Origin of the sequence: Paeniglutamicibacter terrestris, from assembly GCF_012271785.1 — a bacterium.
Classification (GTDB): Bacteria; Actinomycetota; Actinomycetes; order Actinomycetales; family Micrococcaceae; genus Paeniglutamicibacter; species Paeniglutamicibacter terrestris.
Genome location: NZ_JAAWVT010000001.1, coordinates 142,703 through 165,428, shown reverse-complemented (window position 1 = coordinate 165,428; position 22,726 = coordinate 142,703). Strand labels below are relative to the sequence as shown.

Below are 22,726 nucleotides of genomic sequence, written 5' to 3'. Positions count from 1 at the left end.
CGCCATGGGGCGCGGCCGTCAGAAGGCAAAAGCGACACGGCAGGCCAGGGACATGAAGTATTTCTCCCCGGCCACTGATTTGTCAGCCTTAGAACGCGAGCTTGGAAAGAATCGTGGGCATAGTGCCACGATCCCAAGCCCTGTCGAAGTACCTTACGAGTCCGATTATTCGGATTACGAAGATAAGTACTCAGACGAAGACGACGAGGACGACCAACGGCGCATCAGCTGATGTGCCGACTCCCTGTAGTGACCCCGGAGTAATCCGTGGTCAACGGTTCTCCAAAACGTATATACGGCAACCGTGGCCGCCACGCAGAACTTGCGTTGGTGACCACGGTCTTTGTCGTACCCGATGAGTTGGGTGTGTGACGATGCTTCACGAAGGAAAACTCGGCATAGAGATGGCCCACCGTGCTGCCATCCGTTCCATCGAACGGGTGGTGGGGGAGAGCGCGCCGCTCCAAGACCCCGAGGTGGCACGTGGGGGCATCGCCAAGATGCTCGCCGCGGGTTCGGTGCTGGTGCTCACCGGGGCGGGTGTCTCCACCGACTCCGGAATCCCCGACTATCGAGGTCCCAATGGATCCCTGCGGCGCCACCGGCCCATGACCTACCAAGAGTTCCTCCACGAACCCGCTGCCCGCCACCGGTACTGGGCGCGCAGCTACGTCGGTTGGCGACACATGGCGCTGGCAACGCCGAACCCCATCCATCAACGTCTGGCGCGCTGGGAAACCGAGGGGTTGATCGCAGGCATCGTGACCCAAAACGTTGATGGACTGCATCTGGCCGCCGGATCGCAGAACGTCATCGCGCTGCATGGGGATCTTGAACAGATTGCCTGCCTGAACTGTGGCGCCACCGAACCCCGAGTCTCTCTTGATCGTCGTCTCCACGAAGCCAACCCCGGTTACCTCGAGGCCGTTGACCTTGATGTTTCTCTGGTCAACCCGGACGGGGACGTCTCGCTGGATGAGGGGCACGTCGCTCAGTTCATCATGGTTTCCTGCCTGGTCTGCGGCTCACTGGCGCTGAAACCCAACGTGGTCTATTTCGGGGAAAACGTTCCACCCGAGCGTAAGACCCAACTCAAAGAACTTGAAGCAGTCTCCAGCTCCTTGCTGGTCATTGGGTCCTCGCTGGCAGTGATGAGCGGCTACAAGCTATTGCTCGACGCACGGGCCGCTGGCAAGCGTGTGGGGCTGATTAACGGCGGTCCCACCCGTGGGGACGCCAAAGCTGATTTTCGTTGGCGCGCAAACATCGCTCAGGCGCTACAAACGCTGGAGGCCAGCGACGCCGTGGAAGCGAAACGACCCATGTAACAACGCTGGAGCAGACGTTAAGACACTGATGGACGGTACCCAGAGGTACCGTCCATCAGCGTCTTAGAGCTTTTTGTCCTAGACGGCGAAGGCTCCGCGCATCAATACTGCGCCACCGTCAACACCCTTGGCACCCTGAACGTAGTCCAGTCCAGCGCCCTTGGCCTCGTCGGTGATCGATCCAACGGTGCCCATGACCCATGAGGTCATGCCGCGAGCGTTCAGGCGGCTCAGTGCAGCGTCGGCTACCGAGGCATCCACGATGGCCACCATGCCCACGCCAAGGTTCAGCGTGCGCTCCAGATCCGGCTGCGGTACGGAACCGAGCTCGGAGATGACCTTGAATACCGAGGGCAGCGCCCAGGAGTTGCGCTCAACGGTGGCCATCAGACCCTGCGGCAGCACGCGGGCCAAGTTGGCAGCGAGGCCGCCACCGGTCACGTGGCTGAAACCGTGGATATTGATGGCCCCATCAACGTTGAACGCGCGGATCAGATCCAGGCAGTCAGCGGTGTAGATGCGGGTGGGCACCAACAGTTCCTCACCGAGGGTGCGACCGAACTCCGGTACGTGGCGGTCAAGGGCCCAGCCGGCGTGCGCAACAACGCTGCGGACCAGTGAGTAGCCGTTGGAGTGGATGCCCGAGGCGGCCATGCCGATGATGACATCACCGTTTTTCACGCGCTCCGGGCCCAGCAGGCCGTCGGCCTCGACGATGCCCGTCGCGGCACCGGCAACATCGTATTCGTGCTCACCGAGCAAGCCCGGGTGCTCGGCGGTTTCGCCGCCCACCAGAGCCGTGCCGGCAATCTTGCAACCCTCGGCGATGCCGCGGACAATGTCAGCGATGCGCTCGGGAACTACCTTGCCGCAGGCGATGTAGTCGGTCATGAACAGCGGCTCGGCGCCGACCACCACGATGTCATCAACCACCATGCCGACCAGGTCCTGGCCGATGGTGTCGTGAATGTCCATGGCCTGGGCGATGGCCACCTTGGTGCCCACACCATCGGTGGAGGTCGCCAGCAACGGCTTCTTGTAGGAAAGGAACTTCGAGGCGTCGTACAGGCCGGCGAATCCGCCGACTCCGCCCAGAACGTTGGAGTTGTGAGTGGCCTTGATGGCACCCTTCATCAACTCAACGGCGCGGTCACCGGCCTCAACATCAACACCGGCCGAAGCATAGGTGATACCGGAATTCTCAGGGGTGGCGCTGGTCATCTCTGAAACTGTCCTTTACTTAGTTGCTCGGGGTTTTGTCTTCGGCGGTGAGGGTGGACTCAAATTCAGCATCCGGGCCCGGCTCACATCCCGCCTGGTTGCTACTTTCAAGCAAGTTCTTGCCGATGCGATCCGATGCCGGCAGTGCGATCGGGTAGTCACCGGTGAAGCACGCGGTACACAGACGTTCACGCTTCTGCAGCGTGGCGTCGATCATCCCGTCCTCGGAAATGTACGCCAGGGAATCGGCGCCGATGGACTTGCCGATTTCCTCGACGGCCGCACCATTGGCAATCAGCTCCGCGCGGGTGGCGAAGTCGATGCCGTAGAAGCAGGGCCATTTCACCGGGGGAGAAGAAATCTTCACGTGAACCTCGGCGGCGCCGGCCTCGCGGAGCATCCGCACCACGGCACGCTGCGTATTACCGCGCACGATCGAGTCGTCAACGACGACCACGCGCTTGCCCTTGATGACCGGCTCCAGGGCGTTGAGCTTGAGCTTGATGCCCAGCTGACGCAGCGTCTGGGACGGCTGGATGAAGGTTCGACCAACATAGGCATTTTTCACAAAGCCATGGGCGAAGGGGATACCCGATTCCTCGGCGTAGCCGATGGCCGCCGGGGTGCCCGATTCGGGGACAGGGATCACGATGTCTGCATCGGCGGAGTTTTCGCGGGCCAGCTGACGACCCATTTCCACACGAGATTCGTAGACCGAGCGGCCGTTGATGGCAGCATCGGGACGGGCCAGGTACACGTATTCAAAGACGCAGGCCTTGGGAGTGGCAACGCCGAAGCGCTGCGAACGCACCCCATCCTCATCGATGGCGATGAATTCGCCGGGCTCGATTTCGCGGATGAAGCTGGCACCAACGGTGGCAAGTGCCGCCTGTTCGGAGGCCACTACCCATCCGCGTTCCAGCCGGCCGAGCACCAGCGGGCGGACACCGTAGGTGTCGCGTGCCGCGTAGAGGGTGTGTTCGTCCATGAAGACGAAGCAGAAGGCACCGCTGAGCTTGGGCAGCAGTGCGAGTGCTGCTTCCTCGAGTGATTCACCCGAGTCACCATTGAGCAACGCCGTCACCAATGCGGTATCGGTGGTATTGCCCTGGGCGATTTCGCCACGGATCTTTTCGCCGGATTCGGCGTGGACTGAGTTGACCATCTCCAGCAGTTCTGCGGAGTTGGTGAGGTTTCCGTTGTGGGCAAGTGCCACGGTGCCAGCGGCTGTGGGGCCCAGCGTCGGTTGGGCGTTGGCCCAGTGGCTGGCTCCGGTGGTGGAGTAGCGGCAGTGGCCGATGGCCAGATGCCCGGGCATCGCATTAAGGGTGTTTTCATCAAACACCTGCGAGACCAGACCCATGTCTTTGTAGACATTGATCCGTTCGCCGTCACTCGTGGCCAAACCGGCCGATTCTTGCCCGCGATGCTGCAGCGCATACAGACCGTAATAGGTCAGTTTCGCTACTTCTTCGCCGGGGGCCCAAACTCCAAAGACGCCGCATTCATCCTGCGGGCCCTTCTCGTTGGGCAAGAGGTCATGATTAAGGTTTCCATCGCCACGCGCCATAGAAATTATTCTCTCACGAGCCGCTGGCTGCATTTCCCGTGAAGTGACGCACAACCGATGTTCTACTGGTGTTCTGCGGCACCCATAGGCACGGCAAGCGCTCGACGTGCCTTTTTGCGTGTGATGCGATCCACAATGAGGAAGGCGATACAGGCCAACGTTACGCCGACAAAGGCAAAACCGACCGAGAGGAAGCCAGCGACCGCCGCACGAGTGAAATCCGCGGACTCCTCGCCGGAATAGGCGGAGATGAAGGCGATGATCACGCCGAGTAGGGCACCAATGCCCATAAACGGCCAAAACTTTGGTGCTGCGTAAACGAGCACCTCAACGTCGCCGGATTTCTTACTCGCCGGGTTGGGGGTGCTGGGGTGCTGACTGGATTCCATAGCTACAAGCGTACTAAACCAGTGGAAGCTCGTCAGACAGGTCAGCACGCAGCCCCGAGGCGGTGACCCTTCCGGTGGCCAGCGCGGCATCCCACGCCAGGGTGCCGGCGGCTAGGGCCAGCCAGAGCTCGGCCGGCAACTCGATGACATTCGGTGGGGTGCCACGGGTGTGCCGGGGCCCGGGGATGCATTGGGTCACTCCAAAGGGTGGCACCCGCACTTCCACGGAGTTTCCCTCGGCGCGAGTTGCCAGTTCCTCCAGGGTGTAACGCACAGCCATGGCCAGCACCGGACGCGGAAGTGCTTCGGTCCCGGAGGCTGCGGCCTCGATCCACCGGCTGAAGGCCCTGGAGCCCTCCGCCGGATCGATGCGTCGTTTGATGGCCAAGATCTAGCTCTCCAGCTGGTTGATCACGTGGCTGGCCAGCCGCACCGAACCGACCGGGACCTCGCCCCCGAGTACCGGACGGGTCAGCTTGGGAAGTACCGATTCCAATTGAGCGGTGGTGATGGCTCCGGCATTGGCCAGCAGCGTGAGCCCCAGAAGATCGGACCCGCGGCCGGATCCATCAAGCATTTTTACCGCGACCGCGGTGCCATTGGGCGCGGCCATGACCAGCACACCCTCGGCACCCAGCTTGGCTATCACTTCAAGATCCTCCATCACCACGGAGTTGGGCAATCCATGACCCTGAACCGCCCAGGGGTAGTCAAGCATCGCGGTGGCGATCGTGGCGGCACGTGCATCTGCATGCTTATTGCCCGGGGCCAGCGCCAGCTTGGACACCGCGCGGGCCAGGCCCGCCAGCGAAATGACGGGAACCGGTGCTCCGCAGCCATCTACGCCCAAATGTGAAATCTTTTCGCCCGCGTATTCCTCGATCACGGAGATCACCCGTTGTTGAACCGGGTGATCGGCGGAGAGGTAGTTTTCGGTGTCCCACCCATTTTCGGTGCAGGCCCACAGGAACGCTGCATGCTTGCCCGAACAATTGAAGGCGATCTTCGACTTGCCTCCACCCTGACGGATCAACTCGCTGCGGGTTGCCTCGTGTGCGGGCCAGGCCTCGGGGCAACGCAGATCAGCTGAGCTGAGACCCGCCGCCGCGAGCATGGATTCGACCACGTCGGTGTGCTCGGTGCTGCCCACATGGCTGGCGCAGGCCAGGGCCACCTGGGCACCACGCAATGGCACACCCAACTGCATCGAGGCCATGGCCTGGAAGGGCTTGAGCGTGGAGCGCGGGAAGATCAGCGTGTTGGGGTTGCCCAAGGCGAAGGTGATCTCGCCGGCGGCATTGATGACAACGGCCGTGCCTCGATGCCGGGACTCGATGAAGCCATTGCGTTCAAGGACAACAAGATCAACGGTTTCGGAGGCGAGCTGCGTTTCGGACATGTGATTTAGTTTACGTGCTCCGCACGTTGAAGCAGCGCAACAATGAAGTCCGCGTCGGGATCGGCCGGGCGCATGTCCCACGTGGAAAACTGGGCCGTACATTCGAGCCCCACCGCGCGCACATCCGCTGCGAAATCAGCTGGCGCGTAGCCCAAACTCGGCGAAAATCCCAAGACCAAACGGGCCTCGGGAGCCAGATGCCGCGCGAGTGAGCTCAGCACCTGCACCTGGGTGCCGGGAGCCACAAACGCCAGGACATTTCCTGCGGCAAACACCACATCAAATTCCTCGACACCACCGTTGACTGCACGCAGCTCGAAGCTGGCCAGATTCCCCGGTATCCACCGCGCATCGGGAAAGTCGTGGGCCGCGGCGCCCAATAACTCCTCATCCAAATCCACACCCGTGACCCCGTGCCCCAACCGGGCTAGGGCACCGCCCACCCGACCGGTGCCGCATCCAGCATCAAGCACCCTCGCGCCGCGCGGCAGCAGCGCATCGATAAAGCGTGCCTCACCGTCAAGGTCCACTCCCTGCGCCCGCAGCTGGGCAAAACGTTTAATGTAGTTCTTGGCCTGCTCCGGGTTGCTCTGAGCCCGTTGCTGCCACAGCGTTTCTTCGTCCATGACTTGAGCATAGGCGCAGCACCCGGTGGAAGTTCAGCGCGGCGGGCCAAGGCACATTACGTCGTGGTGAGGTCTTTTGTCCGCTGCGCCCGGGTCAAACCCGGTAGGCTTTAGCCTCGTGAAGGTACTGGTTATTGGCCCCGGCGGCCGCGAACATGCACTGATCCGCGCACTAGCTGCGGATCCCTACGTCACCGACCTACATTGCGCTCCAGGCAATGCTGGGATCTCGCGTGATGTCTCCACCCACCAAATCGATGCACAGGACCCGGCCGCAGTGCTGGCGCTGGCACGCGAACTGGGCTCGGATCTGGTGGTGGTCGGCCCCGAGGCGCCCCTGGCGGCAGGAGTCGCCGACGCCCTGATCGAAGCGGGCATCCCCGTCTTTGGTCCCACCAAGGCCGCGGCCCAGCTCGAAGCGTCCAAGGCCTTCGCCAAAACCGTGATGGCAGCGGCAGAGGTTCCCACGGCCATGGCTCGGGTTGCCACCACCACGCAGGAAGCCGCCGAGGCGCTTGACGCCTTTGGCGCTCCCTATGTTGTTAAGGACGATGGCCTGGCAGCCGGCAAGGGTGTGGTGGTCACGTCCGACCGCGCCGAGGCTCTGGCCCACGCCGAATCCTGCTTTGAGGCCGGCGGCACCGTGGTCATCGAGGAATTCCTCGACGGCCCGGAGGTTTCCCTCTTTGTCATCTGCGATGGCACGCACGCCGTCCCACTGGCCCCGGCCCAGGACTTCAAGCGCATCTTTGATGGTGATCAGGGCCCGAACACCGGCGGCATGGGTGCCTACTCGCCGCTGCCGTGGCTTCCGGCCGGCTTCGTGGACGAGGTCATGGAACGTGTCGCCTACCCGACATTGCGCGACATGGAACACCGTGGCACTCCCTTCACCGGCGTGCTTTACTGCGGCCTGGCCATCACTACCCGCGGCATCCGCGTCATCGAATTTAACGCACGCTTCGGCGACCCCGAGACCCAGGCCGTGCTCGCTCGCCTCAAGACACCGTTGGGCGGCCTGCTGATGGCCGCGGCCAAGGGTGAACTTGATGACGCAGAGCTCTTGCACTGGCGTCCCGAGACCGCCGTTGGCGTGGTCATGGCGGCAGAAAACTACCCCGAATCACCCATCAAGGGTGCCACCATCACTGGCATCGACACCGCTGAAGCCATCGAGAACGTTTCGGTGCTGCACGCGGGAACCACCAACAACGCTGCCGGCGAGGTCATCGTGGATGGCGGCCGAGTGCTGGCAGTTGTTGGGCTGGGCGCAGATCTTCATGCAGCGCGCAATTCGGCCTACGCCGGCGTGGCAGCTATCTCCTGGGACGGTGCCCAGCACCGTACCGACATTGCGCTGAAGGCCGCCAACGGCCAGATCAGCGTCTCGGAAGGAACACACTAAATGTCAGGCCTGCAAACCGAAACCCTGGATCTGCCTGGATGGACACACCACTATTCGGGCAAGGTCCGCGATCTATACATCCCGGCCGGTTCCACCTTTGAGGAAACCGACCGGGTCCTGGTCGTGGCCTCCGATCGCATCAGCGCCTTTGACTTTGTGCTGGAATCCGAGATCCCCGACAAGGGTAAGGTCCTGACCCAGCTGAGCCTGTGGTGGTTCGAGAAGTTGGCACAATTCCCCAACCACGTCATCTCCACCGACGTCCCCGACGCCGTGGTGGGCCGGGCCATGGTCTGCAAAAAGCTGGACATGTTCCCGATTGAATGTATCGCCCGCGGATACCTCACCGGTTCCGGCCTAGCCGAATACCAGAACCGCCAGACCGTCTGCGCGTTGCCGCTGCAGGCCGGCATGGTGGATGGTTCGAAATTGGATCCGGCGATCTTCACCCCCTCAGCCAAGGCCGAGGTCGGCGAACACGACGAGAACATCACCTTCGAGGAAACCGCTGCCCGCATCGGCGGCCAGCAGGCCGCCGATCTGCGCGATGCCACCCTGGCGTTGTACACCCGCGCCGAGGAGATCGCCCGCGAACGCGGCATCATCCTGGCCGATACCAAGGTGGAGTTCGGGATCGATCCGGCCACCGGAGAGATTACCTTGGGCGATGAGGTGCTCACCCCCGATTCTTCACGCTTCTGGGATGCGCAGACCTACTCACCGGGCCAGGCTCAGCCATCCTTCGACAAGCAGTTTGTCCGGGACTACCTCACCTCTGCTGCCTCGGGCTGGGACAAGAACTCCGGTGAGGAACCTCCGGCACTTCCGGAAGACATCATCGAGCTCACCCGTGCGCGCTACATCGATGCCTACGAGCGCCTGACTGGTTTGACCTTCAGCGCCTAAGTCACTCATCAACAAAGCCCCAGTTCACTTGTGAACTGGGGCTTTGTCGTGTCGTGCGGCGGCCGGTGTCTTGCTCGCTGGGTCAGTGAGGCCCCGGGCTAGACCAACGAGTCGCGCCAGGCCTTGTGCAGGGCGGCGAAGCGGCCTTCGGAGCTGATCAGCTCCGCCGGAGTTCCGTCCTCAACAATGTGCCCGTCGTGGACCACCAAGACGCGATCGGCGATCTGCACCGTGGAGAGTCGGTGCGCGATGATCAGCGCGGTGCGGTTGCCCAGCAGGGTCTGCAGCCCGCGCTGCACCGCCCGCTCGGAGGGAATATCCAACGAGCTGGTCGCCTCATCAAGGATCAGTACCGCCGGATCGGCCAGGAAGGCTCGAGCGAAGGAAATCAATTGGCGCTGACCCGAGGAGACGCGCCCGCCACGCTTATTCACATCGGTCTCGTAGCCCTCGGGCAACGCCGTGATGAATTCGTGGGCACCCACGGCGCGGGCCGCCAGAATGATCTCCTCGATGCTGGCCCCCGGTTTGCCCAAGGCGATGTTTTCGGCCACGGTGCCGGAGAACAGGAACGCCTCCTGCGTCACCATCACCACGTGCCGACGCAGATCGTTGTTGGCAATGTGCTCGATCCGCACCCCGTCCAGGGACAACGAACCGGAGCGCAGGTCATAGAATCGTGCGATCAACTTGGCCAGCGTGGATTTACCCGCGCCGGTCTGCCCGACCACCGCAATGGTCTGACCGGCCGGAATCGTCAGGTCAAAGCGGTCCATGATGACCGGCCCGTCCCCGTAGCCAAAGACGGCATCCTTGAACTCCAGCTTGCCCAACACACTCTCCAAGGGCTGCGGTTTGACCGGCTCGATCACCGTCGGCTCCTCCTCCAGGAGCCCGGAGACCTTCTCCAGGGCGGCGGTGGCCGACTGCAGGGACTGGTAGAACATGGCAATGTTTTCTACCGGTTGGAACACGCGCTTGGTGGCCAGCAACAGCGCCACCAGCACGCCCACACCGAGTTGGCCATCGAGGATGCGGAAGCCGCCCCAGGCCAGTACCGCGGCGACCGACAAGTTGCCGATCAGCACCAATGATGGCTGCAACACCCCGAAAAGGTTGATGGAGCGGATGGAATTGTCCCGGTATTCCCCGGCGACCTTGGAGTAGCTCGCATCGTTAATGCTTTCCTTGCGGAAGGCCTTCACCGCGCGGATACCGGTCATGGTTTCCACGAAGGAGCCGATGACGCGGGCGGAGACTACCCGCGACTCGCGGTAGACAACCTCGGAGCGCTTCTGATACCAGCCAAAGAGCAACCAGATGGGCACGGCCGCGATCATCACCACCAGTCCGGAGCGCCAGTCCAGCACAAAGATCGAGATCAGGGTGAAGGCCACAAACACTCCGGCGGAGACCAGCTCGGAGATGCCCTGGTCCAGCAGCTCACGCAGCGTTTCCAAATCCGAAGTCTGACGCGAAATAATGCGACCGGAGGTGTAGTTTTCGTGGAATTCCAGGCTCAGACGCTGGGTGTGTCTAAAGACGCGCAGCCGCAGATCCAGCAGCATGGCCTGGGAGATTTTTGCGGTGCACAGAATGTACCAGCCCAACAGGGACCCGGCCGTAATGGCGGCCAGCACGTACGCGCCGCCGGTGATACCCAGCGCCGCCCAGTTACCGTTGCGCACCTGGGGCAGGCCCCAGTCGATGGCCCAGGCAATGAGTAGCGGGAACGCGACGCGGGCAACGTTGGAGATGACCACCAGCACCACGGTGAGCACCAGCATCTTCTTCTGGGTGCTGGCCAGCACGGCCAGCAGCTTCCACGAGCGGGCGCGGACGCGTTTTCGTTCCTCAAGGCTCAGGGTGATGGCATCCTCATTGGCCACCCCGGTGTGCTGGCTCATGCTTCGGTCCCGCCTGTCAGGGAGATGATGTTGGATTCCTCGTCCTCGAGGCTGGCGATGACGTAGCGGTAGTGCTCGTTGCGCCCCAGGAGTTCGGAGTGGGTGCCCACGTCGTTGATCTCCCCGTCCTTGAGCAGCGCCACCCGATCGGCCAGGGCCACGGTAGAGGGGCGGTGAGCAACAATCAGCGTGGTGGTACCGGCGAGGGTACTGCGCAGCTTCTGGGTCACAGCTTCCTCGGTACGCACATCGAGGGCGGAGAGTGGGTCATCGAGCACCAAGACTCGTGGTTTGGCGGCGATGGCGCGGGCCAGCGCGATGCGTTGGCGCTGACCACCGGAGAGCGAGAGCCCCTCCTCGCCGATGACAGTATCCAGTGATTCGGGCAGGGTGCGGGCGAAGCTCGCCTGAGCCGTATCGATGGCTTCATCCAGCAGGGCATCCAATTTTTCTTTCTCGTATTCGGGCGCGCCAAGCAAGACGTTCTCTCGGATGGAGGAGGAGAACAAGATGGTGTCCTCGAAGGCCACCGCGACGTCCTGGCGCAATTCGATCAGATCGCGATCTCGCACGTCGATCCCGTCGATGAGTACCTGCCCGCCGGTGGCGTCGTACAGCCGGGGGACCAGCTGCAGCAGGGTGGACTTGCCGGTGCCGGTCATGCCGACCAGCGCCATAGTTTCCCCGGGGCGGACCAACAGGTTGATGCAACGCAGCGTGGGTGTTGCATCCTGGGCGGTATCTGGGAAGCGGAAGGCCACGTTGCGCAGCTCGAGCTCCCCGCGCCGCTGGGTGGGTGTCACAGGCGAAACGGGGGAGGTGATGGTGTTTTGGGTGTCCATGACCTCGAAGTGGCGGTCCAGCGCGGTCTTGGTGGTCAGCGTCATGCCCATGAGCATTCCCATATTTTCCACCGGTCCGGCCAGCACCATGGCGGTGGCGAAGTAAGCCACCAGCGCACCAACGCTCAAATCGCCCTGTGCGGTGAGCCAGAGACCGGCCGCAAGACCTAAGCCCAACGTGGTTTCGGGAATGGCGACAACAAAAAGAATGAATCCGGCCAGGGTCTTGGCCTTGGAAACCTCGGTGTCGCGGAGTTGTTTCGCCTGGGAATTGAAGCCGTCGTACATGTGGCGGCCACGGCCAAAGGCCTTGATGACGCGAATGCCGTGGACCGATTCCTCGACGGCCGTGGCCAGGTCGCCGGCCTGGTCTTGGCTCAGGCGGCTGGCGGCACGGTAGTTGGAACGGAAGTGGAATGCCTTGATGGTGATGGGGATGGCCCCGGCCAGGTAGATGGCGCCCAGCACCCAACTGGCGCTGAACATTAGGCTCAGGCCGGCAATCACCGTCACGGTGGAAACCACCAGCATCAGGGCGCCAAAGGCGAGCCAGCGGCGCAGCAGGCTCAGATCGGACATGGACCGGGAGAGCAGCTGACCGGAGCCCCAGCGTTCGTGGAAGGCCACGGGAAGCTGTTGGAGGTGGGCGTAGAAGCGCACCCGCAGCTGAGTTTCGAGGCGGGCCGCGGGGGTGATCACGAATTGCCGACGCAGGAACACCAGCAGCGCCTCGAGGAATCCGAGCCCGCCGATCAAAGCCACCGCGTACCAAACCGCTGAGCTCTTGCCCTCGGGGTGCAACACGTCGTTGACCAGTGTGGCTAGGACCTGGGGGATGGCAAGCGCGACGAGGCCAGCAGCCAACGCGCACAAAAAACCGCAGAACAAGCGCGGCAAGATGGGTTTAACGAAGGGGCCAAGCCGAGCAAAGGTCTTGCGCAGAGTGGGCGTTCCCGCCGCGGGTGAGTGTCCTTGTTGTCTTGCCACCGGTGTCCGACCTCACTTAATGCGCGCGTATTCGCTACGTAAAATACCTTACAGTGTGGGGTTGGGATATTTCAATCGGTTGCGAATGCCTCAGGGACGAGCGCTCAGCGTGAGCAGAACCGCTTCCGGCGGGCAGGCGATCCGCACCGGTGCAAATCGTGAGGTGCCGATGCCCGCAGATACGTTGACTGGCGTGCTTTTCCCCGCCCATTCCCACGTGGTGAGCCCACTGGCCCGCCACGTCGGCAAATCACAATTGGTCACCAGCGCCCCATAACCGGGGATGCAGACCTGTCCGCCGTGGGTATGCCCGGCCAGTATCAGGTCCGCGTCCGAGGCAGTGAAACGATCTAGGACACGTTGGTACGGGGCATGGGCCAAAGCGATGCGAAGATGCGGGGCATCAAAAGAGGAGGCCGAGCCGGCCGGCCAACCAGCAAACCGGTCATAGGAGAGATGCGGGTCATCAACTCCGGTGAAATCAAGGCGTGTGCCCCGCACCGGCATCGAATAGTTCCTGTTGGTCATGTTGACCCAGCCCGCGGCGCCAAAGGCACGGTGCATTGCTTCCCAAGGCAATTGATACTTCGGGGAGTTGCGGGGGAGAGCGGAATCCTTCCTCAGGTACCGCAGGGGATTCTTCGGTCGGGGACCAAAGTAGCAATTGGATCCCGGAACAAAGGCACCGGGGAAAGCCATTAGCGGGCCCAACGCAGCCAGTAGTGAATCAAGTCCCCGCAGATGCCCGAGGTTATCTCCGGTGTTGATGACCAGATCCGGATTCAGATCTGCGAGCGAGTGCAGCCAGCGGCGCTTGAGTTCCTGTCCCGGCACCATGTGAATGTCCGAGAGGTGCAAGATCCGGATGGGGGCGGACCCCGTGGGGAGCAGGGCTAAATTTTCCTCGCGCACCACAAAGCGGGTGGTCTGGCTCAGTCCATAACCGAAAAGTGCCGTGCCTGCAGCAGCGGCAGCACCAACCGCCAAAGCGGCCCCACGCGCTGTGCGTGAGACCGCTTCGGTCAAGGTCGTCGAGACCGGGAGAGGATTAGTCATCGCTCTTAGCATCGGTTGAATTGTTGTTCCCGTTGCCATTGCCGTTGCCGTTCCCGTTGGAGTTCCCATTACCGTTGTTGCCGGTGTCCGAGGACTCGGAGGTGCTCGGAGCCGAACTACTCGGTGCCGAGGTGCTCGGAGCGGAGCTAGCCGGTGCATCGCTGCTCGGGGCATCGCTACTCGGTGCGGAGGTGCTCGGAGCCGACGTGGCCGGCGCGTCCGATTCGTTGCTCGAGTCGCTCTCCGTGGAGGTGCTGGAAGGAGTCGACTGGGGAGAGACTGAGCCCTTGCCCAATGAATCCGTCGAGTACAGGTCCCCGACTTTCTTCATGTAATTGACCCACAGCGGGCTCGCCCAGGTGCCCGAGTCAACCCAGGAACGTGTGACTCCGGCAATCTCATAGCCCGGAGTCTCCAGGTTCCGCTGCTTGTCCCAGCGGCCGACCCAGGCCGCACTTGACATGCCCGAGGTGTAGCCAACGAACCATGTGGAGTTGGCATCGTTGTTCGTACCGGTCTTGCCGGCGATCTGGTAGTCGATCGCTCCCTTGGCTACCTTTTGGCTGGCGATCTTTTTCAGTGTGCCGTTCAAATCGGACACCACCTTAGGGCTGAGTTCTTGGCTACAGGTCACCGGTTTGACCTTGTATTCGTTGCCGCTCGCGTCGGTGACGGAGGTCAGCGCTCGGTTCTCGCAGTACTCACCGTTGTTGGCGAATGTAGCAAATGCGGTGGCCTGGGCCAGCGGGGTGATTTGAGCCGAACCAATGACGAAGGACGGGTTGGCCGGGGAAATCGGCTGTGCGGTGGTGGTCTTCTTACCGGTGGCCAGGTCGGTGTAATTTGCGTAGTCGACTAGACCCAGATTCTCCGTGTTTGCGGAGATGTCACAGAGATCAAGCTGGGACGCCTCAGCCACCGTGAAGGAGTTGACGGAGTTGAATAGACCGTAGTCAACCGTTCCTGAAGAGGCCCAGGAGTTCACTGCGTTGGCAGGATCCCAGCCACCGCCCACCGTGGTGTAACCGGCGGGCAAACAGGAAGCCTCCCAATGGAATGATTGTGGGTACATTTTTCTGTTCGGTGCACTGATCCGTTGGCTCATGGTGTTTCCGGCTTGGAGCCAGGCCAACGTGGTGTACGGCTTCATCGTGGAACCACCCTGGAATCCTCCGGCTCCACCCTTCGAGGCTTCAACGGCGAAGTTGTACTCGGTGAATTCCTTGCCCTCAGCGGGGGAATACGTCTTGTTCTGGCCCATAGCTAGGATGTTGCCCGAGCCGGGTTCAACGGTCACGATGGAGGCACCGATGTTCGACTTGTCATCGGCCGGGATCATGGCCTTGGACTGCTTTTCGGCTTCCTTCTGAAGCTTGGGGTCAAGCGTGGTCTTGATGGTCAAACCACCACGGTAGAGCAGGGACTCGCGGGCCTCTGCGGTCTTGCCGAAAGCGTCGTCGCTGACGATCAGCTTGGTGACATAGTCACAGAAGTAGGCGGCCGAATCGGCGGCGATACATCCGGAGAGCGTCTTGTGCGGCTTCAAATTTAGGTCCGAAGCGACGGCCTTTTTGTACTCAGCCTTGTCAATGGCACCGGTGCGCAGCATGGCGGCGAGCACGGTGTTGCGGCGCTTAATGCTTCGTTCCGGGTAGCTTTCCGGGTTGTATGCGTTGGGCAGCTGAACCATTCCAGCAAGCATCGCAGACTGCTGAAGGTTAAGATCCTTGGCATCGATGGAGTAGAAGCGCTGCGCCGCTGCCTGAACGCCATAGTTACGTCCGGAGAAGAGTACGAGGTTCAAGTAACCCTCAAGGATCTCGTCCTTGGACATTTCCTTTTCGATGGAGATGGCCAGCTTGGCCTCGCGAGCCTTGTCGGCGATGTTCTTGGTGCCGGAGATCGTCATCTCCGAGCGGTCCACGCCATTAACTGAGTCAGAATTGATCAGCAGGTTGTTGACGTATTGCTGGGTCAACGTTGATGCACCCTGCTGGGAAGATGAGGTGAAGTTGTTCACTGCCGCGCGGGCGATGCCGCGCATATCCACGCCATTGTGCTGATAGAAGCGTTCGTCCTCGATGGAGACGATCGCCTTGCGCATGACGGGAGAAATATTCTTCAGCTTTACTGGCTGGCGATTCTCCGAGTAGAACGTGGCGATAGTCGACCCGTCCTTCGCCAAGATTTTGGAGGGTTCCGCAATCGGCTCACCGGCGAAGCTTGCCGGCAAGGCGTTGAAAATATCCACACCTGCGTTGGCGCCGCTGCCGGCGAGAGAAGCGACCGGGACCATGAGTCCTGCCGCAAGTACGCCACATAAGGCGCTCACCCCAAAGAAGGCAACGATCTTGCCAAGGGTGGTAGCCGTATCAAAAAACGGGGACTTTTTAGCTGCCATGCGTACTAGTTTACAAGGACGCGCTAACGTATCGGTTATGACGAAATGGGAGTACGCCACTTTACCGCTCATTATTCACGCCACGAAGCAGATTCTGGACCAATGGGGAGAGGACGGTTGGGAGCTAGTTGCCGTCGTCCCCGGACCCAACGGAAATGCACCGGTCGCCTACCTCAAGCGCCCCAAGGCCTAAGAAAAGAAACGAGTAATTTCTATGCAACAAGAGACTTCCTCCGCAGTTGAGGCACGTCTGGCTGAGCTCGGCCACACCCTTCCGGCCGTCGCTCTTCCGGTGGCCGCCTACGTACCAGCGACGATCACCGGCAACCTCGTTTACACCTCGGGGCAGCTGCCATTTATTAATGGGGAACTCACAGCCAGCGGAAAGGTCGGTGCCGCAGTTACCGCTGAAGCAGCGGCCGAACAGGCACAGGTTTGTGCTCTGAACGCCCTGGCAGCCATCAAGGGTGCCATCGGCGACCTGGACCGCATCGTCCGCGTGGTCAAGGTTGTCGGCTTCGTTTCCTCCGATCCGTCCTTCACCGGGCAGCCGGCCGTCATCAATGGAGCCTCAGAGTTCTTGGGCGCAGTCCTGGGCGAAAAGGGCGTACACGCCCGCTCGGCCGTCGGCGTGGCAGCACTGCCGTTGGACGCACCGGTCGAGGTCGAACTGATCGTTGAGTTTGCGTAACAATACTGAAAACGGTGGCCCCGTGAACAAGGATCCTGTGGTGAAACCGCGGAACCCGTCCACGGGGCTTCTGCGTAGACTTTTTGACCTCCCGCCGACCCAATATGACGCGGCAGAGAATTGGGTTTCCTTTGGAAATCGCACCCCGCGGACCGTGCGTCGCGCCTCTTCGGTGGTGCTGATCCGAGACTCGCCAAAAGGTGTTGAAACTTACCTTGGATATCGTCCCGGTGGTTCGCCGCTCGGGAGTGTCGCATTTCCCGGCGGAAGCTTGGAAAATGTTGATGATCACGATATCCCTTGGTACGGACCAAGCCTGAGCGAGTGGTCCAAGAGGTTAGGCATTCTTGATCAGCGCTTGGTCAAGGCGCACATTGTGTGCGCCATCCGGGAACTCTTCGAAGAAACGGGTGTTCTGCTGGCAGGAACCGACGAACTGTCCGTGGTGGAAAACTGCGACAGTGAGGACTGGATGGCAGTGCGCGAAGCGGTGGCCGGGCAGGACAAGACCCTAGCCGACGTGTTGGCCAAGCGCGGGCTAGGTCTGCGCACCGATCTGTTGCGCCCGCTATCGCACTGGATTTCCCCGAACTTTGCCCTGCGGCGTTTTGACACCCGCTATTTTGCGGCGGCACTACCGGTTCGTCAGGAACCAAGCTTGCTGCGTGGCAAGGGCGTCTGGGCTGGTTGGAAGGTAGCTAACGAGGTCATCGCACAACGCCACTCAACAACGTTGGGCGACGAAGCGGATGCCTCCGACACCCGGGGGCTGCCGCTGAGCAAAATCACCACGCCCGCGGTGGAAGTCATTCTGGAAAAGATTGCCTTCACTCGTGGAACCGTGGCGTACCTCTCCGTGCGCCGTGAACTCAAGAGCTACCATCCGGAGCTGGTTCAGGTCGATGGAAAGTTTTATTTGGACGTGACCACCACGACCGCTGCCGAAGGCGGCGGACTGGGTCGAGGCCGCTAGACACTCCCGCGACCTCGGGCGTCCCCAACGGTTAGTTGAACCATGTAGAAACGGCTGTGGCCGGGAACCCCGTCAAGGGGTTCCCGGCCACAGCCGTTGATGCACTGATGCGTTTTAGCGTGAACGCTGACGCAAGCGCTGAATATCCAAGATCACGACTGCGCGTGCTTCCAGACGCAACCAACCACGCTGGACGAACTCGGCCAATGCCTTGTTCACGGTTTCGCGTGAGGCGCCAACCAGCTGAGCCAATTCTTCCTGGGTCAGTTCGTGGGCAACCAAGATGCCGTCGGTGGCGGGACGGCCGAAGCGGTCTGCCAAATCCAGCAGTGCCTTAGCGACACGGCCCGGAACATCCGAGAAGACCAAGTCGGCCAGCGACTCGTTGGTGCGGCGAAGACGGGAGGCCAAGGCCTGCAGCAGCTGCACCGAAACCTCCGGGCTGGTCTGGATAACTTTGCGCAGGTTCTCGTGGCGCAGGCCAGCCAGACGCGTTTCAGAAACCGCGGTGGCGGTAGCGTTACGCGGGCTCGGATCGAAGAGTGCCATTTCGCCGAACAACTCGCCCGGGCCGAGGACGGCAATCAGATTCTCACGACCGTCCGAGGAAGTGCGTCCCAGCTTGATCTTGCCCGAAACAATGAAGTAGAGCTGGTCGCCCTGGTCGCCCTCGCGGAACACGGAGGCACCACGGGAAAGATCTACTTCGGATAGTTCTTCAGTCAGTGCAGAGAACACCTCGTCGCTCAATGAAGCGAAAAGTGGTGCTCGACGCAATACCTCGATGTCCATAAAATCTCCTGTCAACTGTCGTTAGCGCTGTTCTAATTGTGCCGTACGGTTGCCCCGTGTGACAGCTTCCACACGCCAAAAGGCCCTAAATGTGGTTAGAATCGCGGGCATTTGATCCATGCCCGACTAGACTCAGGGCAAGAAATAGTGTTTTAGGCCCGTTTTGGTGCGCTACAACACCGAATGAAGGAGTGGAGTCCGGACTTGATATTGGGATTGTCATGGTTGGACCTGTTGCTCATCATTTCATTGATCAGCTTTTTGGCCTCTGGCCTGCGTAAAGGCTTCTTTGTCACGTTAGGGGCCATCATTGGCTTCCTCGCTGGTGGTATCGCAGCCTTCTACGGAATTCCCCTCGTGGCAACCTGGGTCAGCAACCCCGGATGGCGCATTTTCTGGATCGTAGCCGCGGCCGTGGCCTTCATTTTGATCGGCCAGGGACTTGGCGCGGCCATTGGAGCCAGAATCCGCTTATGGCTGAACTTCCCGGTGCTGAAGTCCTTTGATCGCTTCTTGGGTGGCATTGCCAACACCGTCATGGCGGCATTGGTCATCTCCGCCATCGCGCTGTCGGCGGCGACCATGGGTGTGCCCTTGGTATCCCAGCAGGTGGCAGACTCCAAGGTCCTAACCACGATCCAGAAGTTGACTCCTCGCCCCCTCACCGACTTCGTGACAGAGGCTCGAGCCCAGGTCATGGGTCAAACGATTCCCGAGCTTTTTGAACCCTTCGCACCGCAGGTGGAAGTCGAGGTTCCGCAGGAATCAGAACTCGGCAGCGCGGTTGATGCAGCCGCCGGATCGGTGGTCAAGATTATCGGCACCGCTTATGCCTGCGGCGTGAACCAGTCCGGTTCAGGCTTTGTCTTCGCACCGGACCGCGTCCTCACCAATGCGCACGTGGTGGCCGGAATCACCGAACCCTCGGTGACCACACAAGACGGTAAAGTGCTCTCGGCCAGCGTCGTCTACTTCGATTCCGTCAGCGATACCGCGGTTTTGGATGTCCCGGGATTGGGCTTGGAACCGCTGCAGCGAGGTACCGACCTCGAGCGCGGGGACACCGCTGCTTTCCTCGGATTCCCCGGTGGCGGTTCATTCCATGCCAGGGGCGCGGTGATTGAATCACTGAGCACCATCGCCATTCAAAACATCTATGGTGCCGAACCATCGCCGTTACGTATCTACCAGCTGGCCGGTGATGTTGAACAGGGAAACTCCGGCGGTCCGCTGCTGGATGAGCAAGGCCAGGTTGTGGGCATGGTCTTTGCCAAGGCCAAGGGCGATACCAACGTCGGATACGCTCTGGCCCTCGAGGAAATCAACACGGCGATCAGCCATTCGACTCGTGCTCAGGACTCGGTTCCGACCGGGGCTTGCTCGCCCCACTAGCCACAAACGACTAAGGCTTCGCCGGGCTGGAAGCGGAACTAATTCACTGGCTCCGCTTCCAGCCCGTTGCCAGATCTGGGCCCTGGGTGCGCCGCTAGCGGGTCAGGTGAGCCAGCTGATTGATGGCTAAGGAATACCCGTTAGTCCCGGCTCCCACAATCACCGAAGCGGCAACGGGGGAGATGTACGAGTGGTGACGGAATGACTCGCGACGGTGCACATTGGAGATGTGGACCTCGATGACCGGCAGCTCGACCCCGGAGATGGCATCGGCCAGGGCGATGGAGGTGTGGGTGTAGGCGCCGGGGTTAAAGACGATGCCGCTCACCGTGCCACGTGCCGCGTGGATGGCATCGATGAGCACACCCTCATGATTTGACTGCAGGAATTCGACCTCGAAGCCTGCCGCAGTTGCCGTAGCCCGGCAGAGTTCTTCAACGTCTTTCAGGGACTCGTGCCCATAGACGGCGGGTTCCCGGGTGCCCAACAGGTTCAGGTTTGGTCCATTCAGGACGAGAATGCGTTTGTTTTTCTCTTCGCTCATGGCATCCACTGTAGGTTGTGGCCCCACACAATGTGGGCAGCGCCTTTGCACCTTTGCGTTAAAAGACGTCGGGGGCGCGAAAGGCTCTTGCCCTTCCCGCCCCCGACGTGTCTGGGTCCTGCGGTGCTACTACTTGCGCATGGATTCGGCGATCTGCGCCATGACGGTGTTATCCGCCAAGGTGGTTGCATCCCCGACCTCGCGGCCCTCGGCAACATCCTTGAGAAGCCGGCGCATGATCTTGCCCGAACGCGTCTTGGGCAACTCGGGAACCACCAAAATGTGTCGCGGCTTAGCGATCGGGCCGATGTCCTTGCCCACGTGGGCGCGCAACGTTGCCACCACGTCCTCGCCCTCCGGTGGGTCAATCTGCAAGATGACAAACGCGACTACTGCCTCGCCGGTGGTTTCGTCCTTGGCTCCCACCACCGCTGCCTCTGCCACGTATGGGTGAGCAACCAGCGAGGATTCGATCTCGGTGGTGGACAGGCGGTGGCCGGAGACGTTCATGACGTCATCCACGCGGCCCAGCAGCCAGATGTCCCCATCCTCGTCCTTCTTGGCGCCGTCGCCCGCGAAGTACATGCCCTCAAAACGTGACCAGTAGGTTTCCTTGTAGCGGTTCATATCGCCCCAGATGCCGCGCAGCATGCCCGGCCAGGGGTCGCGGATAACCAAGAAGCCACCCTCGCCGTTGGCTACCGACTGGCCCATTTCGTCAACCACGTCCACGGTGATGCCGGGGACGGCAGTTTGTGCCGATCCGGGCTTGGTGACGGTGACCCCGGGCAGCGGGGCGATCATGTGCGCGCCGGTTTCGGTCTGCCACCAGGTATCAACAATCGGGGTCGGGTGCTCTTTGCGTTCCCCGTTGGCTCCGTTATTGGTGCCGATGACGTCGCGGTACCACATCCAGGCCTCGGGGTTGATGGATTCGCCCACCGAACCCAGCACGCGCAGCGAGGACAGATCGTAGGAATCCGGGATGCTTCGGCCCCACTTCATGAAGGTGCGGATGGCGGTGGGGGCGGTGTACAGGATGGTCACCCCGTACTTGGCCACGATCTCCCACCAACGGCCCTGGTGGGGAGAATCCGGGGTGCCCTCGTACATGACCTGGGTGGCGCCGTTGATCAACGGGGCGTAGGTGACGTAGGAGTGGCCGGTGACCCAGCCGATGTCCGCGGTGCACCAGAACACGTCGGTCTCCGGGTGCAGGTCGAAGGTATCGCGGTGTGTGGTCGCGGCCTGCGTCAGGTAACCGCCGGTGGTGTGGATGATGCCCTTGGGCTTACCGGTGGTGCCGGAGGTGTAGAGCACGAAGAGTGGGTGCTCGGATTCGTGGCCCACGGCGGTGTGCTCGGTGGAGGCCGAATCAACGACATCGCTCCACCACTTATCCAGTGAGTCGTTCCAGATCACGTCCTGGGCGTTGCGCTTGACCACCAGCACGTTTTTCACGCTGTGGCCTTCCTTGGCCAGGGCCTCATCCACTGCCGGCTTCAGGGCCGAGGGCTTGCCGCGGCGCCAGGTGCCATCGGCGGTGACCACGAGCTTGGCCTGTGCGTCGTCGATACGCGAGCGCAGTGCGTCGGCGGAGAACCCACCGAAGACCACCGAGTGGATGGCGCCGATGCGAGCGCAGGCCAGCATGGTGATCACTGCCTCCGGGATCATCGGCAGGTAGACGGCCACGCGGTCGCCCTTGGTCACGCCGAGGGACTCGAAGGCGTTGGCCGCCTGCTTCACTGCGGTGGTGAGCTGCGCGTAGGTGTAGGTGCGGGTGTCGCCCGGTTCGCCCTCAAAGTGGATGGCCACCCGGTCTCCGAGTCCGTTTTCCACGTGGCGGTCAAGTGCGTTGTACGCGGCGTTAACCTTGCCATCGGCGAACCACCTGGCCACGGGAGCCTGTGACCAGTCCAGAACCTCGGTGAAGTCGGTGTCCCAGGTCAAGACGCTGCGGGCGGCATTCGCCCAGTACCCCAGGCGGTCGGCGGCGGCCGCCTCATATTGCTGCGGCTTGGCGATGGAGGTGGCGATGAATTCGGCGCTCGGGGCAAACGAGCGAGTTTCATGCGAGAGGTTATCCAACGCGGGGGTGTGGGTTTGCGACACGAGTATGGTCCTTCCAATAACAGACAAAAGTTTCCTGTGACTAACGTTACAGCCGCACGGGTTCTCACGTGCGCTCCGTCACAAGCATGACAGTGGAGGGTGGTAATTCTGCGGTGAACGGTGATTTTCGGCGATTGCTGGGTACTAGCGGTCAACTGTGCCCCGGCAACTCCATCTCAGAA

Annotated in this window: 21 protein-coding genes; 8 read left to right on the top strand and 13 right to left on the bottom strand. The window is 61.5% G+C overall.

Features of this window, described 5'->3' with window-relative positions; translation table 11 throughout:
- Positions 1-4: 4 nt before the first annotated feature.
- On the top strand, positions 5-232 hold the full coding sequence (locus HED64_RS00765; RefSeq protein ID WP_132359097.1) for a DUF3073 domain-containing protein: 228 nt from the start codon (positions 5-7) through the stop codon (positions 230-232).
- A 172-nt stretch (positions 233-404) separates the two neighbouring features.
- On the top strand, positions 405-1,328 hold the full coding sequence (locus HED64_RS00760; RefSeq protein WP_210149140.1) for a Sir2 family NAD-dependent protein deacetylase: 924 nt from the start codon (positions 405-407) through the stop codon (positions 1,326-1,328).
- Positions 1,329-1,406: 78 nt separating this feature from the next.
- Here the strand turns inward: HED64_RS00760 and purM are convergent, their stop codons facing one another.
- From purM to HED64_RS00730, 6 genes are all read right to left on the bottom strand, one after another.
- On the bottom strand, positions 1,407-2,549 hold the full coding sequence (gene purM, locus HED64_RS00755; RefSeq protein ID WP_168150242.1) for a phosphoribosylformylglycinamidine cyclo-ligase: 1,143 nt from the start codon (positions 2,547-2,549) through the stop codon (positions 1,407-1,409).
- Positions 2,550-2,568: 19 nt separating this feature from the next.
- Positions 2,569-4,119, bottom strand: a complete 1,551-nt coding sequence (gene purF, locus HED64_RS00750) for an amidophosphoribosyltransferase (RefSeq protein WP_168150241.1) — start codon at positions 4,117-4,119, stop codon at positions 2,569-2,571.
- 62 nt (positions 4,120-4,181) lie between these two features.
- On the bottom strand, positions 4,182-4,508 hold the full coding sequence (locus HED64_RS00745; RefSeq protein WP_168150240.1) for a hypothetical protein: 327 nt from the start codon (positions 4,506-4,508) through the stop codon (positions 4,182-4,184).
- Between the two features lie 13 nt (positions 4,509-4,521).
- Entirely contained in the window at positions 4,522-4,896 is a 375-nt protein-coding gene (locus tag HED64_RS00740; protein WP_210149139.1) for a sterol carrier family protein, read from the bottom strand.
- A 3-nt stretch (positions 4,897-4,899) separates the two neighbouring features.
- The gene (locus tag HED64_RS00735; RefSeq protein ID WP_168150239.1) at positions 4,900-5,907 is read right to left on the bottom strand and encodes an asparaginase; all 1,008 of its coding nucleotides are present in this window, start codon (positions 5,905-5,907) and stop codon (positions 4,900-4,902) included.
- A 5-nt stretch (positions 5,908-5,912) separates the two neighbouring features.
- Positions 5,913-6,533, bottom strand: a complete 621-nt coding sequence (locus HED64_RS00730; protein WP_168150238.1) for a class I SAM-dependent methyltransferase — start codon at positions 6,531-6,533, stop codon at positions 5,913-5,915.
- Between the two features lie 118 nt (positions 6,534-6,651).
- Here HED64_RS00730 and purD point away from each other — a divergent pair, with 118 nt between their 5' ends.
- Positions 6,652-7,938 (top strand): phosphoribosylamine--glycine ligase, encoded by a 1,287-nt coding sequence (purD, locus tag HED64_RS00725; protein ID WP_168150237.1) that lies wholly within the window; start codon positions 6,652-6,654, stop codon positions 7,936-7,938.
- Positions 7,939-8,844: a phosphoribosylaminoimidazolesuccinocarboxamide synthase gene (locus HED64_RS00720; RefSeq protein ID WP_168150236.1), complete on the top strand. Its 906-nt coding sequence runs from the start codon at positions 7,939-7,941 to the stop codon at positions 8,842-8,844.
- Between the two features lie 98 nt (positions 8,845-8,942).
- On the opposite strand, the gene HED64_RS00715 is transcribed toward HED64_RS00720, so the two are convergent.
- The 4 genes from HED64_RS00715 to HED64_RS00700 form a co-directional block, all read right to left on the bottom strand.
- Positions 8,943-10,751 (bottom strand): ABC transporter ATP-binding protein, encoded by a 1,809-nt coding sequence (locus HED64_RS00715; protein ID WP_168150235.1) that lies wholly within the window; start codon positions 10,749-10,751, stop codon positions 8,943-8,945.
- The gene (locus HED64_RS00710; RefSeq protein WP_168150234.1) at positions 10,748-12,580 is read right to left on the bottom strand and encodes an ABC transporter transmembrane domain-containing protein; all 1,833 of its coding nucleotides are present in this window, start codon (positions 12,578-12,580) and stop codon (positions 10,748-10,750) included. Before HED64_RS00710 ends, HED64_RS00715 begins: the two co-directional genes overlap by 4 nt.
- Before the next feature lie 90 nt (positions 12,581-12,670).
- On the bottom strand, positions 12,671-13,636 hold the full coding sequence (locus HED64_RS00705) for a metallophosphoesterase (protein ID WP_168150233.1): 966 nt from the start codon (positions 13,634-13,636) through the stop codon (positions 12,671-12,673).
- Entirely contained in the window at positions 13,629-16,037 is a 2,409-nt protein-coding gene (locus HED64_RS00700) for a transglycosylase domain-containing protein (RefSeq protein ID WP_245325583.1), read from the bottom strand. Before HED64_RS00700 ends, HED64_RS00705 begins: the two co-directional genes overlap by 8 nt.
- A gap of 37 nt (positions 16,038-16,074) precedes the next feature.
- Between HED64_RS00700 and sp36 the strand changes: the two genes are divergently transcribed.
- The 3 genes from sp36 to HED64_RS00685 are packed head-to-tail and all read left to right on the top strand — an operon-like array spanning position 16,075 to position 17,701.
- A complete protein-coding gene (sp36, locus tag HED64_RS00695; RefSeq protein ID WP_168150231.1) occupies positions 16,075-16,230 on the top strand; it encodes a Sp36 family protein in 156 nt (51 codons plus the stop codon).
- A gap of 21 nt (positions 16,231-16,251) precedes the next feature.
- A complete protein-coding gene (locus tag HED64_RS00690) occupies positions 16,252-16,728 on the top strand; it encodes a RidA family protein (protein WP_168150230.1) in 477 nt (158 codons plus the stop codon).
- Positions 16,729-16,765: 37 nt separating this feature from the next.
- Positions 16,766-17,701, top strand: a complete 936-nt coding sequence (locus HED64_RS00685; RefSeq protein ID WP_168151070.1) for an NUDIX hydrolase — start codon at positions 16,766-16,768, stop codon at positions 17,699-17,701.
- A 114-nt stretch (positions 17,702-17,815) separates the two neighbouring features.
- Here the strand turns inward: HED64_RS00685 and HED64_RS00680 are convergent, their stop codons facing one another.
- Positions 17,816-18,493 carry a Crp/Fnr family transcriptional regulator gene (locus HED64_RS00680; RefSeq protein WP_132359058.1) on the bottom strand — a complete coding sequence of 226 codons (678 nt, stop codon included), beginning with the start codon at positions 18,491-18,493 and terminating at the stop codon, positions 17,816-17,818.
- Positions 18,494-18,697: 204 nt separating this feature from the next.
- Between HED64_RS00680 and HED64_RS00675 the strand changes: the two genes are divergently transcribed.
- Positions 18,698-19,885, top strand: a complete 1,188-nt coding sequence (locus HED64_RS00675) for a MarP family serine protease (RefSeq protein ID WP_245325582.1) — start codon at positions 18,698-18,700, stop codon at positions 19,883-19,885.
- A 94-nt stretch (positions 19,886-19,979) separates the two neighbouring features.
- Here the strand turns inward: HED64_RS00675 and aroQ are convergent, their stop codons facing one another.
- Positions 19,980-20,429, bottom strand: a complete 450-nt coding sequence (aroQ, locus tag HED64_RS00670; protein ID WP_168150229.1) for a type II 3-dehydroquinate dehydratase — start codon at positions 20,427-20,429, stop codon at positions 19,980-19,982.
- A gap of 129 nt (positions 20,430-20,558) precedes the next feature.
- Positions 20,559-22,544, bottom strand: coding sequence for an acetate--CoA ligase (gene acs / locus HED64_RS00665; RefSeq protein ID WP_168150228.1), 1,986 nt, complete (start codon positions 22,542-22,544; stop codon positions 20,559-20,561).
- Positions 22,545-22,726 lie beyond the last annotated feature (182 nt).

Bases quoted from the DNA above. Each gene is read 5' to 3' on its own strand.
- HED64_RS00765 (WP_132359097.1), top strand. From the start codon at position 5: ATGGGGCGCGGCCGTCAGAAGGCAAAAGCGACACGGCAGGCCAGGGAC.
- HED64_RS00760 (WP_210149140.1), top strand. From the start codon at position 405: ATGGCCCACCGTGCTGCCATCCGTTCCATCGAACGGGTGGTGGGGGAG.
- purM (WP_168150242.1), bottom strand. From the start codon at position 2,549: ATGACCAGCGCCACCCCTGAGAATTCCGGTATCACCTATGCTTCGGCC.
- purF (WP_168150241.1), bottom strand. From the start codon at position 4,119: ATGGCGCGTGGCGATGGAAACCTTAATCATGACCTCTTGCCCAACGAG.
- HED64_RS00745 (WP_168150240.1), bottom strand. From the start codon at position 4,508: ATGGAATCCAGTCAGCACCCCAGCACCCCCAACCCGGCGAGTAAGAAA.
- HED64_RS00735 (WP_168150239.1), bottom strand. From the start codon at position 5,907: ATGTCCGAAACGCAGCTCGCCTCCGAAACCGTTGATCTTGTTGTCCTT.
- HED64_RS00730 (WP_168150238.1), bottom strand. From the start codon at position 6,533: ATGGACGAAGAAACGCTGTGGCAGCAACGGGCTCAGAGCAACCCGGAG.
- HED64_RS00720 (WP_168150236.1), top strand. From the start codon at position 7,939: ATGTCAGGCCTGCAAACCGAAACCCTGGATCTGCCTGGATGGACACAC.
- HED64_RS00715 (WP_168150235.1), bottom strand. From the start codon at position 10,751: ATGAGCCAGCACACCGGGGTGGCCAATGAGGATGCCATCACCCTGAGC.
- HED64_RS00705 (WP_168150233.1), bottom strand. From the start codon at position 13,636: ATGACTAATCCTCTCCCGGTCTCGACGACCTTGACCGAAGCGGTCTCA.
- HED64_RS00700 (WP_245325583.1), bottom strand. From the start codon at position 16,037: ATGGCAGCTAAAAAGTCCCCGTTTTTTGATACGGCTACCACCCTTGGC.
- sp36 (WP_168150231.1), top strand. From the start codon at position 16,075: ATGACGAAATGGGAGTACGCCACTTTACCGCTCATTATTCACGCCACG.
- HED64_RS00690 (WP_168150230.1), top strand. From the start codon at position 16,252: ATGCAACAAGAGACTTCCTCCGCAGTTGAGGCACGTCTGGCTGAGCTC.
- HED64_RS00680 (WP_132359058.1), bottom strand. From the start codon at position 18,493: ATGGACATCGAGGTATTGCGTCGAGCACCACTTTTCGCTTCATTGAGC.
- aroQ (WP_168150229.1), bottom strand. From the start codon at position 20,429: ATGAGCGAAGAGAAAAACAAACGCATTCTCGTCCTGAATGGACCAAAC.